Source organism: Georgenia yuyongxinii, assembly GCF_006352065.1.
In the GTDB taxonomy this organism is placed as follows: Bacteria; Actinomycetota; Actinomycetes; order Actinomycetales; family Actinomycetaceae; genus Georgenia; species Georgenia yuyongxinii.
The window spans coordinates 1,870,568-1,886,323 of the sequence record NZ_CP040915.1 but is presented as its reverse complement, the minus strand read 5'-3'; the positions used below and the strand labels follow the sequence as shown (position 1 = coordinate 1,886,323).

The 15,756-nt window shown below is 72.9% G+C and carries 11 protein-coding genes; 3 read left to right on the top strand and 8 right to left on the bottom strand.

Annotation, left to right across the window (positions count from 1 at the left end):
* Window positions 1–187: 187 nt before the first annotated feature.
* From FE374_RS08530 to FE374_RS08515, 4 genes are read right to left on the bottom strand one after another with little or no spacing between them, the layout of a single operon-like run.
* Window positions 188–997 carry a thymidine kinase gene (locus tag FE374_RS08530; RefSeq protein ID WP_139928213.1) on the bottom strand — a complete coding sequence of 270 codons (810 nt, stop codon included), beginning with the start codon at window positions 995–997 and terminating at the stop codon, window positions 188–190.
* Entirely contained in the window at window positions 998–2,167 is a 1,170-nt protein-coding gene (locus tag FE374_RS08525) for an alkaline phosphatase family protein (protein WP_230978520.1), read from the bottom strand. It abuts the gene before it with no gap.
* Window positions 2,164–2,745 carry a DUF5998 family protein gene (locus tag FE374_RS08520; protein ID WP_139928210.1) on the bottom strand — a complete coding sequence of 194 codons (582 nt, stop codon included), beginning with the start codon at window positions 2,743–2,745 and terminating at the stop codon, window positions 2,164–2,166. Before FE374_RS08520 ends, FE374_RS08525 begins: the two co-directional genes overlap by 4 nt.
* Before the next feature lie 7 nt (window positions 2,746–2,752).
* Window positions 2,753–5,575 (bottom strand): GNAT family N-acetyltransferase, encoded by a 2,823-nt coding sequence (locus FE374_RS08515; RefSeq protein WP_139928208.1) that lies wholly within the window; start codon window positions 5,573–5,575, stop codon window positions 2,753–2,755.
* A gap of 79 nt (window positions 5,576–5,654) precedes the next feature.
* Between FE374_RS08515 and FE374_RS08510 the strand changes: the two genes are divergently transcribed.
* Window positions 5,655–8,117 (top strand): DNA gyrase/topoisomerase IV subunit A, encoded by a 2,463-nt coding sequence (locus FE374_RS08510; RefSeq protein WP_139928207.1) that lies wholly within the window; start codon window positions 5,655–5,657, stop codon window positions 8,115–8,117.
* Window positions 8,118–8,326: 209 nt separating this feature from the next.
* Here the strand turns inward: FE374_RS08510 and FE374_RS08505 are convergent, their stop codons facing one another.
* From FE374_RS08505 to FE374_RS08495, 3 genes are all read right to left on the bottom strand, one after another.
* A complete protein-coding gene (locus FE374_RS08505) occupies window positions 8,327–9,382 on the bottom strand; it encodes a GNAT family N-acetyltransferase (RefSeq protein ID WP_230978519.1) in 1,056 nt (351 codons plus the stop codon).
* Between the two features lie 98 nt (window positions 9,383–9,480).
* Window positions 9,481–10,515: a GNAT family N-acetyltransferase gene (locus tag FE374_RS08500; protein ID WP_139928205.1), complete on the bottom strand. Its 1,035-nt coding sequence runs from the start codon at window positions 10,513–10,515 to the stop codon at window positions 9,481–9,483.
* Between the two features lie 88 nt (window positions 10,516–10,603).
* Window positions 10,604–12,739 (bottom strand): DNA gyrase/topoisomerase IV subunit B, encoded by a 2,136-nt coding sequence (locus tag FE374_RS08495; protein ID WP_139928203.1) that lies wholly within the window; start codon window positions 12,737–12,739, stop codon window positions 10,604–10,606.
* A gap of 200 nt (window positions 12,740–12,939) precedes the next feature.
* Here FE374_RS08495 and FE374_RS08490 point away from each other — a divergent pair, with 200 nt between their 5' ends.
* Both FE374_RS08490 and FE374_RS08485 read left to right on the top strand, forming a co-directional pair.
* The gene (locus FE374_RS08490; RefSeq protein ID WP_139931478.1) at window positions 12,940–13,140 is read left to right on the top strand and encodes a DUF7455 domain-containing protein; all 201 of its coding nucleotides are present in this window, start codon (window positions 12,940–12,942) and stop codon (window positions 13,138–13,140) included.
* 111 nt (window positions 13,141–13,251) lie between these two features.
* Entirely contained in the window at window positions 13,252–14,079 is an 828-nt protein-coding gene (locus FE374_RS08485; protein ID WP_139928201.1) for a DUF1206 domain-containing protein, read from the top strand.
* 184 nt (window positions 14,080–14,263) lie between these two features.
* Here FE374_RS08485 and FE374_RS08480 read toward each other — a convergent pair whose 3' ends face one another.
* Complete coding sequence (locus FE374_RS08480) at window positions 14,264–15,646, bottom strand: RNA polymerase sigma factor (protein ID WP_230978518.1); 1,383 nt, start codon at window positions 15,644–15,646, stop codon at window positions 14,264–14,266.
* Between the last annotated feature and the right edge of the window lie 110 nt (window positions 15,647–15,756).

Here is a 15,756-nt window from a genome sequence, read left to right as displayed (position 1 = left end):
CCGCGGCCGGTCCCACGCCACCGCGTCACCCCTCCACCCGACCGCCACATGGCCGCTGGCAGGTTCCCACCGCGTTGAGACCTGCAACTTGCGCCGACACCTGCAGGCGGAACAGCAGGTCTCGGTCGGAACGTGCAGGTCTCAACGCGTGGAACGCACGGGTAGCCCGGTCTGGCACCGACCTCGGCTACTCGCCCAGCGGCAGGGTCTGCGGGCTAAGGCTCGCGGCACGGGCCCGGGCGGCCGTCACCTGATGCAGGTGGTGGAACCGGCACAGCACCTCGTAGCCGACCTCGGCGGGCTCGCCGACGGCGGCCGGCGCCCCAGTGTGTTCTGGCTGCATGGCGGGGTTCGGCTGCATGGCGTGAGCCGGGTCCGCGGCGTGGTTCAGGTCCGCGACATGAGCCGGCTGCGCGACGTGGTCCGGCTGCGCCGCGTGAGCCGGCTCGGCCGCCGCCGCGTCACCGGGCACCGTGTCCCCCACCACGACCTGCGCACCTTCGGTGACCATCGCGCCGCCCACCGTGCGCGCGTTGTGCGTGGCACGGGCGCCGCACCAGCACAGCGCCTCCACCTGCAGGCGCTCCACCCGGTCGGCGAGCTCGAGCATGCGTGCCGAGCCGGGAAAGAGCCGGGTGCGGAAGTCCGTGGTGATGCCGAACCCAAAGACGTCCACGCCCATCTCGTCGACGAGCCGGGCGAGCTGCTCCACCTGTTCGGGGCTGTAGAACTGCACCTCGTCGCAGATGAGGTAGTCCACGCGGGCGCCGTGGGTACGCCGGCGCACCACCTCGGCCCAGAAGTCGGTGCCGTCGGTGACCTCCACCGCGGGCACGGCGAGCCCGAGGCGGGAGGACAGGATCGCCTCTCCCGCCCGGTCGTTGCGGGAGAAGATCAGGCCGTCACGGCCCCGGGCGGCGTGGTTGTGATCCATCTGGAGCGCGAGGGTGGACTTGCCTGAGTCCATCGTGCCTGTGAAGAAGACGAGCTGGGCCATCTACACCACCGTCGCGATCAGCGGGACGGCCATCTCTGCCTCGGTCAGCGAGCCGTGCATGCCGACGAGCCGCAGCGAGGTGGGGGTCTGGGTGCGCGAGTCGACCACCGCGTGACGCCCGCGCATCGCGACGACGACGTCGCCCACCGTCTGCAGCCGGTCCGGGGCGACCTCCCCGAGCAGCCCGGCGGCCACGACCTCCTCGCGCAGCGCGACCCACGCCCGCTCCCCCAGCACCTCCTGCCAGCGCCGGGCGACCGACTCGGCGGCGCCGGGGGCGGTATAGACGTGGTTGGCGCGCGGCTCCCCGGCCACCAGCTCCACGTCCTGGGCGAGGGCCGGGGTGGTGGCGACGTCGACCTTGTCGGTCACGTCGACCATGCCGTGGTCGGCGGTGATGACCAGCAGCGTGCCGCGCGGCAGGGTGCGGGCGAGGCGGGCCAGCTCGCCGTCGACCTTGGTGACCTCCTCGCCCCACTGCCACGAGCCCCAGCCGTGCTCGTGCCCGGTGTGGTCCACATCGCCCCAGTAGAGGTAGACCGCGGCGACCTCGTCGCGCCGCAGCTGAGCGGAGGCGGCGTCCACCCGGTCGGCGAGGGACTCCGCGGAGACGTTGCGCATGCCCCGCAGCGCGGCCTCGGTCAGCCCGGAGCCCACGAACCGGGCCGGGCCAACGCTGACCACCTCCCGCAGCCGCTCCCCGCCCAGCCGGCGGGTCGCGAGCTGCTCGAAGAGGGTGTCCTGGCGCTGCCACGATCGTGGCGTGAGCGTGGTGGCCTCCCAGCGGATGAGGTTGAGCACGCCGCCGGTGGCGGGGTCACGCACGGAGAACCCGAGCATGCCGGTGAGCCCGGGCAGCTCGCCGGTCCCCAGTGCGGTGACGGCGGAGGCGGTGGTGGAGGGGAAGGTGCTGCTCAGGGTCAGCGCGTCCGGCAGCCGGCCGCGCAGGAACGGGGCGTGCCCGCCCCGCTCGGTGAGCATGCGCATCCCCAGGCCGTCCACGAGCACCACGCACACCTTGGGCGCCTGGGGCAGCCCGAGCACCGCCCGGTCGGTGGCGCTGGGGCGGCCCGCCGAGGCGGTGTCGAGCCCGACGGCGTCCAGCGCGGCGGGCATGACGGCGCGCACGTGCAGGCCGTCCTGGCCGGGCGGCCGGAACTCCTCGATCACGCGCGGGCGGCGCGACCGGCCGTCGCGGAGGACAGCGCCTTCGCGAACGCCAGCGCCCCGTCCAGCGCGCCGGCACCTTCCGCCTGGGCGCTGATGCGCACCTCCAGGCCCTCCGGGGTGACGGTGCCCACGTATCCGTGGTCCGCCTCGCACTCGGGGTCGTCGCAGTGGTCGGGCTTGAGGTCCAGGCTGTCCGCGGTGCCCCAGCTGACGGCGACCGTGAGCTCCTGGGTGCGCATGCTGCGGGCGCGGGCGGGGTCGCTGACCCCGTGGGTGAGGGTCACGGACCGGACCTCGCGCAGCGGGACCGACTCGGTGGTGGCCAGCGCGGAGGGCCGCCCGTCCGGGCCGGGGCCATCGTCGACATGGGCCACCACGAGGCGCGACGGCGTGAGCACCAGCGCGGTGAGGTGCCGGAACACCTCGGTCTCGTCGAAGGTGGTCTCGGGGTGCACCAGGTAGGACACCACCGCCTCGTCGGCGAGGGCGACGTCGATCACGCCGGCGACGAGCTCTGGGTAGTAACCCGCGAGGTCGAGCTCGGAGCGCAGCTTGTTGGCGAGGTTGAGGTCCGGCACCGGGACATCATCCCACCTCGGCACCCCCGCCGTCCCCCGCGTCCCCCGTCGGCTCTGCGGGCGGTTCGGGCAGTGCCCGGCGCCCGGCGTCCTGGCGCAGCGGATGGGCGACGGTGACCACCGCCGAGGCGATCTGGACGCCCTCCTCGCCCACGATGACGGGGTTGAGCAGCACCTCGGCCACCTCGGGCAGGTCGTCGGTGAGCATCGAGACGCGCGCGACGACGTCCTCGAGGGCGGCGACGTCGACGGGGGGCAGGCCCCGGTGCCCGAGCAGGCGCGGCGCAGCGCGCACGGAGCGCACCATCTCGGAGACGTCCCGGCTGGTCAGGGGCGGGATGCGGTAGGAGACGTCGCCGAGCAGCTCGGTCGCGTCGCCGCCGAGGCCGAACGCCACGACCGGCCCGTACAGGTCGTCCTCGCTGCCGCGCACCACGCAGGCGACGCCGGGCGGCGCCATGGCCTGGACCTCGAAGGTGACCGGGTGGCCGAGCACCCGCTCGGACCGCGTGCGCACCTGGGTCATCGCCTCGCGCAGCGCGTCGGCGTCCGCCACGTCCAGCCGGACCCCGCCGAGGTCCATGCGGTGGCGCAGCACGGCGTCGGAGACCTTCAGGGCCACCGGCCACCCGGTCGCCTCGGCGGCCGCGACCGCCTCGTCGGCGTCGCGCACCGGCTCAGCCGCCAGGATCTCGATGCCGTAGCAGGCCAGGAGGGCCTGGGTGGCGGTCCGGTCGAGGGTGCGCCGCTCGTGCTGCGGGACCGCGCTGAGCAGGTCGGCCAGGACGCGGCGGGCGCCCGCGGGGTCGATGCCCGGAGGGGCCACCAGGGGGTCGGTGGCACCGGTGCGCCACCGGGCGTGCTGCACCACGCCGGCCAGGGCGGTGACGGCGTCCTCGACCGTGCCCGTCGCAGGCACCCGGCGCCCCTCGGCCGTGAGGGCCTCGTCCAGGCCGTGCAGGCCGTACACGGACGCGACCCAGGTACGCGGGTCTCGCGCGGCGGCGCGGGCGATGACGGCGGCGACCTCCCGGTCGGTGGTGGCCAGCGGCGCCGCGTGCGCGACGATGACCGCGTCGAAGTCGTCACGGGCGGTCAGGCGCGCGAGGGCGTCCTCGTACTGGGCGGCGCCGGCCAGGGGCGGGAGGGTCACCGGCTCCCCGGCCACCTCAAGGCCCTCGGCGCGCAGGACGTCCGACACCAGGCCTGCCAGGGCCGTGGAGGAGGAGACGACGGCGGTGCGTGGGCCGGCGGGCAACGGCTGGGTGAGCATCAGCGCGGCGACGTCGAGCATCTCCCGCACCGTGCGTGACCGGACGACGCCGGCCTGCCGCAGCATCTCGGTGAGCACCCGTTGCGGCTCGCGGGAGGTGCGCACGGCGTGACCGGGCGGGGTGGCCTGGCCGGTCTGGCCGGAGATGACAGCTACCAGCGGTTTGCTCGCCGAGAGCCGGCGGGCGATCCGGGAGAACTTGCGGGGGTTGCCCATCGACTCCAGCACGACCACCCCGACGGCCGTGGCCGGGTGCTGGGACCAGAACTGCATGGTGTCGTTGCCGGAGACGTCCATGCGGTTGCCGGCCGAGACGAATGTGGCCACGGGCAGGTTCCGTCGGGCGGCGGCGGAGCGCACGGCCAGCCCGGCGGCGAGGGACTGGGCGAAGAGCCCCAGTCCCTCGGGGGCCTCGCCAGACGACCCTGCCGCTCGTGAGTCGCCGGCCGACCCGGCCGCCGGGGCGTCTCCTGGCCCGGTCACGTCGCCGCTTTCCAGCCACAGCGTGGCGTTGTACCGGCCGGCCGGCCCGTGCCCGACCACCCCGAAGGAGGCGGGGCCCACCACCCGGATCCCGGCGGCGCGCGTGCGGCGCAGCAGCTCCCGCTGCCGGGCCATGCCCGCGGGCCCGGACTCGCCGAAGCCGTGGGAGAGCACCACCATCGCCCGCACGCCCAGGTCACGGAGCGCCGGCACCGATCCGACGACGTCCCGCGGCGGGCCGGACACCACGGCGAGGTCGACGGGCCCCGGCACCTCACCGATGGCTCGGTGCACCTGGGTGGGCTGCCGTGGGGCGCCAGGCTCCGCCGTCGGGCCTCCCGCAGCCGTCCCGACCACGTGGACCGGGCCGGTGAACGCACCGGCGGCGAGAGCCTGCGCCACGCGACCGGCGAGGACGTGGCCCTCCTCCCCCTCCGGGCCCAGCCCGAGGACCACCACCGACGCGGCCTGCAGGAGCCCGCCCATGCTCAGCGCCTCCGCGTGACGCTCCCGCTCGGCCATCACCTGCCAGGAGCGCTCCGTCTCCTCGATGCTGAAGGAGATCGACAGCACGCCGTCCTCCAGGCGCTGGGCCACCTCGTACCCGGCGTCGCCGAACACCCGGACCATCCGTGCGTTGGCGGGCAGCACGTCGGCGACGAACCGGGTGACGCCCAGCTCGCGCGCTGCGGCCGCGAGGTGCTCGAGGAGCACCGAGCCCAGGCCCCGGCCGCGCTCGGTGTCCACCACGTTGAAGGCCACCTCCGCGTCTCCGGGGGCGACGACGTCGAAGCGCCCGACCGCACGGATCTCCGCGCCGTCCACCATCACCAGGGCCACCCGGTTGTGGTGGTCGACGTGCGTGAAGCGGTAGAGGTCCTTCTCCCCCAGGCGCGGGACCGGGGCGAAGAACCGGAAGTAGATCGACTCCGGCGACTGCGCCAGGTGCATGCGCTGCAGGGCGTCGGCGTCGTCGGGCCGGATGGGGCGGATGTGCATGGTCGCGCCGTCCCGCAGGACGACGTCGGCCGCCCAGTGCCAGGGGTAGTCCTCGCCCACGCCGTCCTCGCCCATGCTGTGAGAGTACCGAGCGAGTCCGACACCACGGTCGCCGGTGCACCGAGCATGGGCAATCGTCAGGGACAATCTGCCCATGGCCCGTAAGACTCCGCCGCCGCCCGTGCCCGTCGACGAGAAGATCGTCGACATCGACGTCTCCGAGGAGATGCAGGGCTCGTTCCTGGAGTACGCCTACTCCGTCATCTACTCCCGGGCGCTGCCCGACGCCCGCGACGGCCTGAAGCCGGTGCAGCGCCGGATCCTGTTCATGATGGACCAGATGGGGCTGCGGCCCGACCGTGGGCACGTGAAGTCCGCGCGCGTGGTCGGCGAGGTCATGGGCAAGCTCCACCCGCACGGCGACACCGCCATCTACGACGCGATGGTGCGCCTGGCCCAGCCCTTCGCGCTGCGCCTGCCGCTGGTGGACGGGCACGGGAACTTCGGCTCCCTCGACGACGGCCCCGCGGCGTCCCGGTACACCGAGGCGCGCCTGGCTCCCGCGGCGCTGGCCATGACGGCCGACCTCGGCGAGGACGTCGTCGACTTCGTGCCGAACTACGACAACCAGCTCACCCAGCCCGACGTGCTGCCCGCGGCCATCCCGAACCTGCTCGTCAACGGTGCCACGGGCATCGCCGTGGGCATGGCGACCAACATGGCGCCGCACAACCTGGTCGAGGTGGTCGCCGCCGCGCGCCACCTCATCACCCAGCCGGACGCCACGCTGGAGGACCTCATGCGGTTCGTCCCGGGCCCGGACCTGCCCGAGGGCGGGAAGATCATCGGCCTGGAGGGCATCCGCGACGCGTACGCCACCGGCCGGGGCAGCTTCCGCACCCGCGCGACGGCCCGCATCGAGAACGTCACCGCCCGCAAGAAGGGCATCGTCGTCACCGAGCTGCCCTACATGGTCGGTCCCGAGCGGGTCATGGAGAAGATCTCCGACGCGGTCAAGGCCGGCAAGCTCCAGGGCATCAGCACCATCCAGAACCTCACCGACCGCCACCACGGGCTGCGCCTGGTCATCGAGGTCAAGAACGCGTTCAACCCCGAGGCGGTGCTGGAACAGCTCTACCGGCACACCCCGATGGAGGAGTCCTTCGGGATCAACAACGTGGCGCTGGTGGACGGCCAGCCACGGACCCTGGGGCTGCGCGAGCTGCTCCAGGTCTTCGTCGCCCACCGCCTCACCGTGGTCCGGCGGCGCACCTCGTTCCGGCTGAACCGGGCCACCGAGCGGGCGCACCTGGTGGCCGGTCTGCTCATCGCGATCGCGGACATCGACGAGGTCATCGCCGTCATCCGCTCCTCCGACGACGCCGAGGCCGCCCGTGCCCGCCTGATGCAGGTCTTCGACCTCTCCGAGGCGCAGGCGGAGTACATCCTCGCCCTGCGGCTGCGCCGCCTGACGAAGTTCTCCCGCCTCGAGCTCGAGGCCGAGGCCGACGAGCTGGCCAAGCAGATCGAAGAGCTGCGGGCGATCCTCGACTCCGACGAGCGGCTGCGCGGCGTGGTCTCCGACGAGCTCGCCGACGTCTCCGCCAAGTTCGGCACCCCGCGGCGCACCGTGCTCCTGGAGCATGCGGGTGGTCCGGCGACGACGGCGGCCCCCGGGTCCGCCGCGCGCGGCACCGCCGTGCCGCTAGAGGTCGCGGACGACCCGTGCTGGGTGCTGCTCTCGGGCACGGGTTTGTGGGCGCGCACCTCGACCGCGGAGGCGCCGCTGCGCACGGGCCCCCGCTCGGCGCACGACGCCGTCACGCACGCCGTGCCCGCGACCGCCCGCGGCCAGGTGGCGGCGGTGACCTCGGCCGGCCGGATGGTGCGCCTGGACGTGCTCGACGCCCCGTCCCTGCCGCCCAGCGGCGCCGCCTACAGCCTCTCCGGCGGCGTCCCGGTCGCGGAGGTCCCACAGCTGGAGAAGGGCGAGACCGTGGTCGGCCTGGCCCGGCTCGACGGCGACGCCCCACCCCTGACGCTGGCCACCGCGCAGGGTGTGGTCAAGCGGGTCACCGCCGACCACCCGTCGAACAAGGACGCCTGGGGCGTCATCTCGCTGCGCGAGGGTGACCGGGTCATCGGTGCCGGGCACGCCGGTGAGGAGGACAAGCTCGTCCTGGTCGCCTCCGACGCCCAGCTGCTGCGCTTCGACGCGTCTGCTGTGCGCGCCCAGGGCCGCACGGGCCAGGGCGTCGCCGGCATCAAGCTCGGCGAGGGCGCCTCGGTGATCTACCTCGGCATCGTCGCGGGCGAGGAGGTCTCCGCCTGCGTCGTGGTGACGGTCGCCGGCACCACCGGTGCGCTGCCCGGCACGGTCCCCGGCAGCGCCAAGGTCACCCCGCTCGACCGGTACCCGGCCAAGGGTCGCGCCACCGGCGGCGTCCGCACGCAGCGGTTCCTGCGCGGGGAGGACTGCCTGCAGCTGGCGTGGGTGGGCCCCGAGCCGGCCCGGGCCGTGGGGTCGGGTGGCCAGGCGGTCGCGCTGCCGGAGGCGGAGGAGCGTCGCGACGGCTCCGGGCACGCGCTGCCGGCCCCGATCGCGGCGATCGGCTGACCCCCATCGAATCCGGCGAGATGTCATCTTCTCCGTGAGATGTCATAGCCGCCCCTGCGGGGCGGCCCGGCAGGGCTGGAAATGCTCGCGCGCGCTTTGTACCGTCCGATGTCGCGAGCATTTCCGGATCAGATGTCATCTCACGGAGAAGATGACATCTCACGGAGGACTTGACATCTCGCGGGTGTGAAGGTGCTGGCGACGGTCCGTCAGAACTCGATGGTGTACATCGCGGAGCCGCGGGTGCGCTCGTAGCCCAGGTGCGCGAAGAGCGTCGGCGCGCCCGTCGGGTTGTCGGCGTCCACGTCGAGGCCGGCGTACTGCATGCCGTCGGCGGCGTAGGCACGCATCGCCCGGGTGAGCAGCGCGCTGGCCACGTGCCGCCCGCGCCACTCCGGGAGCACCCCGATGATCTCGGTGTACCCCTCGCTCCAACCCAGGGCCGGCCAGTCGTGCTCGTACCGCCCGGACAGGAGGTATCCGGCCACCTGGGTGCGGTCGGTGCTGCGGTCCAGCGCCACGAAGCTCCAGGACGCCGCGAAGTGGGTCCGGCCCTGCTGCCACGTCTCCGGCGTGTGCGGCTGGGAGCCCCAGTGGTCGCCGAAGGCCTTGTTGTGGGCGCGGCGCACCGCATCGTCGAGCTCGGGCGTCCAGGGTTCGACGGACAGGTGCGTCCCGAGCGTGACCTGCGGGATCGGCATGCTGAGGTCCCGGCGCATCTCCATGTACCAGCGCCGCGGGGTGAAGCCGCGGGAGGCGAGCACCGACGCCATGGCGTCCATGCCGTCGTCGACGTGGACGACGATCCGCGCCGGCGCCTCCCGGCCGACGGCGACGACCATCTGCCGCGCCCGCGCCACCTGCCAGTCCATCAGCGCACTCCCCACCCCACGACCGCGCCAGGCCGGGTCCACCCCGCCGGAGCAGAAGGCGCGCAGCAGGGTGATGTCGCCGTGCCGGATGCGCACGAACCCGAAGGCCCGCAGCGTGCCGTCCGCGTCCCAGGCACCCAGGCCGCTCCAGGCGTGGCTGTCGCCGTAGTACTCCGCCACCTCCTCCTCGGAGGTGCGGTACGGCGGGTCGTCGGCGTCCTCGATGCGGCGTACCAGTTGCCCCAGTGCGTCCAGGTCGCCGGTGTGGAGCTCACGCCAGTGCAGCCCGCCGGAGCCGTCGGGCACGCTGAGCCGCGCCGGGGCGTGGACACGCTCGGCCAGGGGCCGGAGAGCGCGCGCGCTACCGTCGGGTGTCAGGGCGGGGGTGGGCACCTCGCGACCCTATTCGCTGACCGCCGCGGGAGTCGACTTCGGCTGCGGGCGAGTTCCGTCGCCGCCGACCGCCGGGTGGGTGACGCAGCACGTCTCGCTCAGATCTCGATGGTGTACAGGATCTGCGCGCCCTGCCGCTGGTAGCCGAGCTCCTCGTAGAAGCGGTGCGTGCCCTCCGTGACCGTGTCCACGGCGAGCGCGGAGGACTCGATGCCGTCGGCCGCCAGAGCACGGATAACCTCGGCGAGGAGGGCACGGGCGAGTCCCTTGCCGCGGTGGTCCCGCCGTACACCGATCTGTTCGGTGTAGCCCTCGCTGAAGCCGAGCTGGCGCCAGGAGTGCTCGTGGCGGCTCGTCATCGCGAACGCGACCACCTCGTGGCCGTCGGCGCCGGGAGCGAGCACGACCTTCGACCAGGCCGGGGCGAGCTCCGGGTGCACGACCGACCACGACTCCGGGTCGAACGGCTGGGCCCCCCAGTGCTCCGCGTAGGCCTGGTTGTGGGTCTGGCGGACGGCGTCGTCGAGCTCGCGTGACCAGTCCACCAGCCGATGTCCTGCCGGCAGCGTCACCTCGGGCACCGGCCGGGACACGGGGCGCCGCATCTCCTGGTACACGCGCTTGGAGCTGAACCCGCCCGCGACGTAGAGCTTGCGGCGGTCCGCGAGGTGCTCTCCCACGTAGGCGCCGATCCGGGCCGGGAGGTCCCGCCCGTCCTCGGCGAGCAGCTGGCGGGCCCTGGCGTCCTGCCAGTCCAGCAGCGCCCGGCCGATGCCCCGGCCGCGCCACTCGGGATCGATGGTGGCGGTGACGAAGGCACGGAGCATGGCAGTGTCGTGCGGCGGCAGGTAGACCATGGCCATCGCGCGCAGCTCGCCGTCCGGGGCGAACCCGCCCAGGGAGTCGGTCACCATCCCGGTGGCGCCCCCGAGCCGGGCGGCGATCTCCACCGGGCACAGCCGCATCATGGCGCGGTCCACGGCGGCGCACCGTTCGAGGAGACCGAGGACGGCGGAGACGTCCGTTCCGTCCAGCCGCCGCCAGCTCAGCCCGAGGTGGGGAGTGGGGACCTCCGCCGTGTCCGGGACGTGCAGGCGTTCGGCGAGCGGCCGCTCGAGACGGTCGGAAGGCATGGCTCGATCCTAGGGTGCCGTGGCCGCGGGCCCGGGCACCGGGGGGTGACGTGCCGCACCCGGGGGTGACGTACCCCACCCGGGGTGGTCAGGCGTCGATGCGTTCGCGGTCGATGTGCTCGGCGCCGGCGACGATGAAGTCCTTGCGTGGGGCGACGTCGTTGCCCATGAGCAGCTCGAAGACGTCCTCCGCCTGGGCCACCGCCGCCTCGTCCGTCATGGAGATGCGACGCAGGGTGCGCCGGGCCGGGTCCATGGTGGTCTCGGCGAGCTGGTGGGCGTCCATCTCCCCCAGGCCCTTGTACCGCTGGATGGGCTCCTTGTACTTCCGGCCCGCGCGCTCGAGCTTCTTGAGCAGCGCGGTGAGCTCGGCCTCGGAGTAGGTGTAGACGACCTCCCCCTTCTTGCCGCCCGAGCCGGCCATCTCCACACGGTGCAACGGCGGGACGGCGGCGAACACCCGGCCGGCCTGGACCATCGGGCGCATGTACCGGAAGAACAGGGTGAGGAGCAGGGTGCGGATGTGGGCGCCGTCGACGTCGGCGTCCGTCATGAGCACGATCTTGCCGTAGCGGGCCTGCTCGGTGTCGAAGGTGCGGCCCGAGCCGGCGCCGATCACCTGGATGATCGAGGCGACCTCGGCGTTCTTGAGGATGTCGCCCGGGGAGGCCTTCTGGACGTTGAGGATCTTGCCGCGGATCGGCAGCAGCGCCTGGAACTCCGAGGACCGGGCGAGCTTGGCGGTGCCGAGCGCGCTGTCGCCCTCCACGATGAAGAGCTCGGTGTGCTCGATGTTCTCGCTGCGGCAGTCGGCCAGCTTGGGCGGCAGCGTGGAGGTCTCCAGGGCGTTCTTGCGCCGCGAGATCTCCTTCTGCACGCGCGCCGAGACCCGGGCCCGCATCTCGCCGACCACCTTGTCCAGCAGTGCCGCGGCCTGGACCTTCTCGTGCCGTCTGGCGGAGGTGAGCAGCGCGGTGAGCTCACGCTCGACGACCTTCGCGACGATCCCGCGGACGGGGGCCGTGCCGAGCACCTCCTTGGTCTGTCCCTCGAACTGCGGCTCGGGGAACCGGACGGTGACGACGGCGGTCAGACCGGCGAGGACGTCGTCCTTCTCGACCTTTCCCTCCTTGGCGGTGATCTTCAGCCGGCGGGCGTTGGTGTCGATCTGCTTGCGCAGCGTCTTGAGCAGGCCCATCTCGAACCCGGCGAGGTGGGTGCCGCCCTTGGGGGTGGCGATGATGTTGACGAAGGAGCGCACGGTCGTGTCGTAGCCGATGCCCCAGCGCAGGGCGACCTCGACCTCGCAGCTGCGCTCGACCTCCTGCGGGCGCAGGTGGCCGCGGGAGTCGAGCTGCTGGACGGTCTCGGTGAAGGTCTCGGTGCCGCGCAGCCGCCAGGTGTCGGTGACGGAGGCGTCCGGGGCGAGGAAGTCGGCGAAGTCGACGGCGCCGCCGTCGTGCCGGAACACCTCCTCCACGGGCCCGTCCTGGCCGGGGGTGTCGGGCAGGCGCCGCTCGTCGCGCACGGTCAGGGTCAGTCCGGGCACCAGGAAGGAAGTCTGCCGGGCACGGTCGATGAGGTCGTCGTAGGCGAAGTGGGCGCTGGCCGGGAAGATCTGCCGGTCGGCCCAGTAACGCACCCGGGTGCCGGTGCGGGTGCGGGGCACCTTGCCCACCACGGTGAGCTCGGAGGAGCTCGTGAACGGGTCGAACGGGGACTCCGGGGAGATCCCGGCGCGGTCGTCGTACACGCCCGGCTCGCCCCGGTGGAAGGTCATGCGGTGGGTCTTGCCGCCGCGGTCCACCTCCACGTCCAGGCGGGCGGACAGCGCGTTCACCACGGAGGCGCCCACGCCGTGCAGGCCGCCGGAGGCGGCGTACGAGCCGCCCCCGAACTTCCCGCCCGCGTGCAGCTTGGTGAAGACGACCTCGACACCGCTGAGCCCGGCGGACTGGACGAGGTCGACGGGGATGCCCCGGCCGTCGTCGCGAACCTCCACCGAGCTGTCGGGGTGCAGGATGATCTCGATGGTGGTCGCGTGGCCCTCGAGGGACTCGTCGACCGCGTTGTCGATGATCTCCCACAGGCAGTGCATGAGGCCCCGGGAGTCGGTGGACCCGATGTACATGCCCGGGCGCTTGCGCACCGCCTCCAACCCCTCCAGTACAGAGAGGTGCCGGGCGGTGTAGCTCGATGCGGCGTTGGCGGTGGCAGTCGACACCCGCCTACTCTAAGTTTCCGCACGCTCAGGACCGTGCATCGACCCGCGATCGTGGGGATCATCTCCTCAGCAATGTGCGGTGCACCACAACTTGCGGGACCTTCGCCCCTTGAAGGGAGTACGCCGGGAGCGAACCGGCGGGTTCTACGGGCAGGTTTGGGCCCGCGAGGTGGTTACATGCTGATGTGACCGCTACGACGATGACCCCCGAACTGACCGCGCAGGACCGGTGCGACGCCTGTGGCGCGCAGGCTTACGTGCGCGTCCAGCTGGAGGCCGGCGAGCTGCTGTTCTGCGCGCACCACGCGCGCAAGCACGCCGAGGCCCTGGCCGGCGTCGCCACCCACATCCATGACGAGACAGACCGTCTCCACGAGGACAAGACCGCCGCGGCGCGCTGACGCCGCTCGGGTCGACCAAGGCCGCCACCCCCGCCGGGGTGGCGGCCTTGGTCGTCCGTGCGTCCGGGACGCCGCCATGCGGCCCGAGGGTTGGCGTGGTTCGGTGAACCCATGACGGATGCGGTGGAGCACCACGCACGGGAGGCAGGGGCCGCGGCCCGGTCCTCGGCGCGCGGCGGATGGCTCCGGACACTGGGCAAGGTGGGGTACGCGGCGCAGGGAGTGGTCTGGCTGCTGCTGGGCTGGATCGCGCTGCAGCTGGCGTTGGGCAGCGGCTCCAGCGAGGAGGCCACGCAGGAGGGCGCGTTGGCGCGCCTGGCCGGGAACGGGCTCGGCCGGGTCCTGCTGGTCGTGATGATCGCCGGGCTCGTGGCCTATGCCGTGTGGCAGGCGGTCGAGGCCATCTGGGGTCACACGCATCAGGAGCAGAAGAAGCGGCTCGCCAAACGCCTCGGCTCCGCGGGCAAGGCGGTTCTGTCCCTCGCCCTGGTGGCCACGGCCATCGGGCTGCTCTCGGGGTCGGGCGGGGACTCGGGCGGCTCACCTGAGCAGGCGACCTCCGGTGTGCTTGGCGTGCCGGGCGGATTCGCCCTGGTCGTGGCAGCCGGTCTTGCGCTGCTGGTGCTCGGCGCGTACCTGGTCTATCGCGGCGTGACGGCGTCCTTCCGGGAGAAGCTCGAGCCGGGTGTGGACCGGCGGGTGATCGCCGCGGGCCGGGTGGGTTACGCGGGCCGGGGGGTCGCGGTCGCCGTGGTGGGCGTGCTGCTCGTGCTCGCCGCCGCGCGGCACGATCCCGAGCAGGCCGGGGGGCTGGACGCCGCGTTCACCGCGCTGCTGCAGCTGCCGCTGGGCGCCGTCGTGCTCGGCGCGGTGGCGCTCGCGCTGATGTTCTGCGGCGTCTACCAGGTGGTGGTGGCCCGTCACCTCGTCGAGGGCTGACGGCGGACTGGCCGGCTCGGTCTCCGGGCGGTCCCCGTTTCGGCCGGTGTTCCAGGCCGCCTCCTTTCCGCGCGAGGACCGCCCGCGGGATGGTCCCTGCGGGAAAGTCCCCCGCTACGAGCGCACGAGAAAGGCCCGCACCCTCGGGGTGCGGGCCTTCCTTCGTGCGTCGTGCGGCTGCCTGTCAGTCCAGGTAGTCCCGCAGCACCTGGGAGCGGCTGGGGTGGCGCAGCTTGGACATCGTCTTGGACTCGATCTGGCGGATGCGCTCACGCGTCACGCCGTAGACCTTGCCGATCTCGTCCAACGTCTTGGGCTGGCCGTCGGTGAGACCGAAGCGCATGGAGACGACGCCGGCCTCCCGCTCGGAGAGCGTGTCGAGCACCGCGTGGAGCTGCTCCTGCAGGAGCGTGAAGCTCACGGCGTCGGCCGGCACGACCGCCTCGGAGTCCTCGATGAGGTCACCGAACTCGCTGTCACCGTCCTCACCGAGGGGCGTGTGCAGGGAGATGGGCTCGCGGCCGTACTTCTGGACCTCGACGACCTTCTCGGGCGTCATGTCCAGCTCCTTGGCCAGCTCCTCCGGGGTGGGCTCGCGGCCCAGGTCCTGGAGCATCTGCCGCTGGACGCGGGCGAGCTTGTTGATGACCTCGACCATGTGCACCGGGATGCGGATGGTGCGGGCCTGGTCGGCCATGGCGCGGGTGATCGCCTGGCGGATCCACCAGGTGGCGTACGTGGAGAACTTGTAGCCCTTGGTGTAGTCGAACTTCTCCACCGCGCGGATCAGACCGAGGTTGCCCTCCTGGATGAGGTCCAGGAACAGCATGCCGCGGCCGGTGTACCGCTTGGCGAGCGAGACGACCAGGCGCAGGTTGGCCTCGAGCAGGTGGTTCTTGGCCAGGTGACCGTCGTTGGCGATCCACTGCAGCTCGCGGCGCAGCTTGGGCTGAAGGTCCTCGCCCTCCGCGGCGAGCTTCTCCTCCGCGAACAGGCCGGCCTCGATGCGCTTGGCGAGCTCGACCTCCTGCTCGGCGTTCAGCAGCGCGACCTTGCCGATCTGCTTGAGGTAGTCCTTCACCGGGTCGGCAGTGGCACCGGCGGTGACGACCTGCTGGACGGGCGCGTCGTCGTCGTCGGCGTCGGAGACGATGAAACCGGTCGAGGTCTCCTCCGCGATGGGCTCCTCCTCGGACGGCTCGTCGGGCACGGCCTTGAGCGTGGGCTTGGCGGCCGCCGCGGGCGCCGCCTTGGTCTTCGCGGCGGCGGCCTTCGTGGTCGCAGCCTTCGTGGTGGCGGCCTTCGCCGGTGCCTTGCGAGCGGCGGGCTTCTTCGCCGTGGCGGCGGTCTCACCCGAGGCGGCGGCTGTCTTGGCGGCCTTCGTGGCCGGCTTGGCGGCGGCCTTGGGCGCGGCCGTCCCCGTGACCTCGTCGACCGAGGCCTCGGCGGCGTCAGCGGTTCGAGCGGACTTGGAGGCAGGGGTGGGCGACACAGAGAACCTTTCGGCGGGGGGTGCGGGGCCGACGATCGACGTGGCGGCCCTACAATTATAACGTCCGGCTGGCATGTGGGGCGCGGCGTGGGAATGTGACTCCCGTGGGCGTGGAACCCGGGCGTCCCTCGCCACCTCTTCCAACGCGCGACGGGCCGGATCTATGCCCGACGGGGCGCGCGCCC

Coding starts and splice junctions, on each gene's coding strand:
- FE374_RS08480 (WP_230978518.1), bottom strand. CDS start 15,646: ATGCCAGCCGGACGTTATAATTGTAGGGCCGCCACGTCGATCGTCGGC.
- FE374_RS08490 (WP_139931478.1), top strand. CDS start 12,940: ATGACCCCCGAACTGACCGCGCAGGACCGGTGCGACGCCTGTGGCGCG.
- FE374_RS08510 (WP_139928207.1), top strand. CDS start 5,655: ATGGCCCGTAAGACTCCGCCGCCGCCCGTGCCCGTCGACGAGAAGATC.
- FE374_RS08485 (WP_139928201.1), top strand. CDS start 13,252: ATGACGGATGCGGTGGAGCACCACGCACGGGAGGCAGGGGCCGCGGCC.
- FE374_RS08500 (WP_139928205.1), bottom strand. CDS start 10,515: ATGCCTTCCGACCGTCTCGAGCGGCCGCTCGCCGAACGCCTGCACGTC.
- FE374_RS08515 (WP_139928208.1), bottom strand. CDS start 5,575: ATGGGCGAGGACGGCGTGGGCGAGGACTACCCCTGGCACTGGGCGGCC.
- FE374_RS08530 (WP_139928213.1), bottom strand. CDS start 997: ATGGCCCAGCTCGTCTTCTTCACAGGCACGATGGACTCAGGCAAGTCC.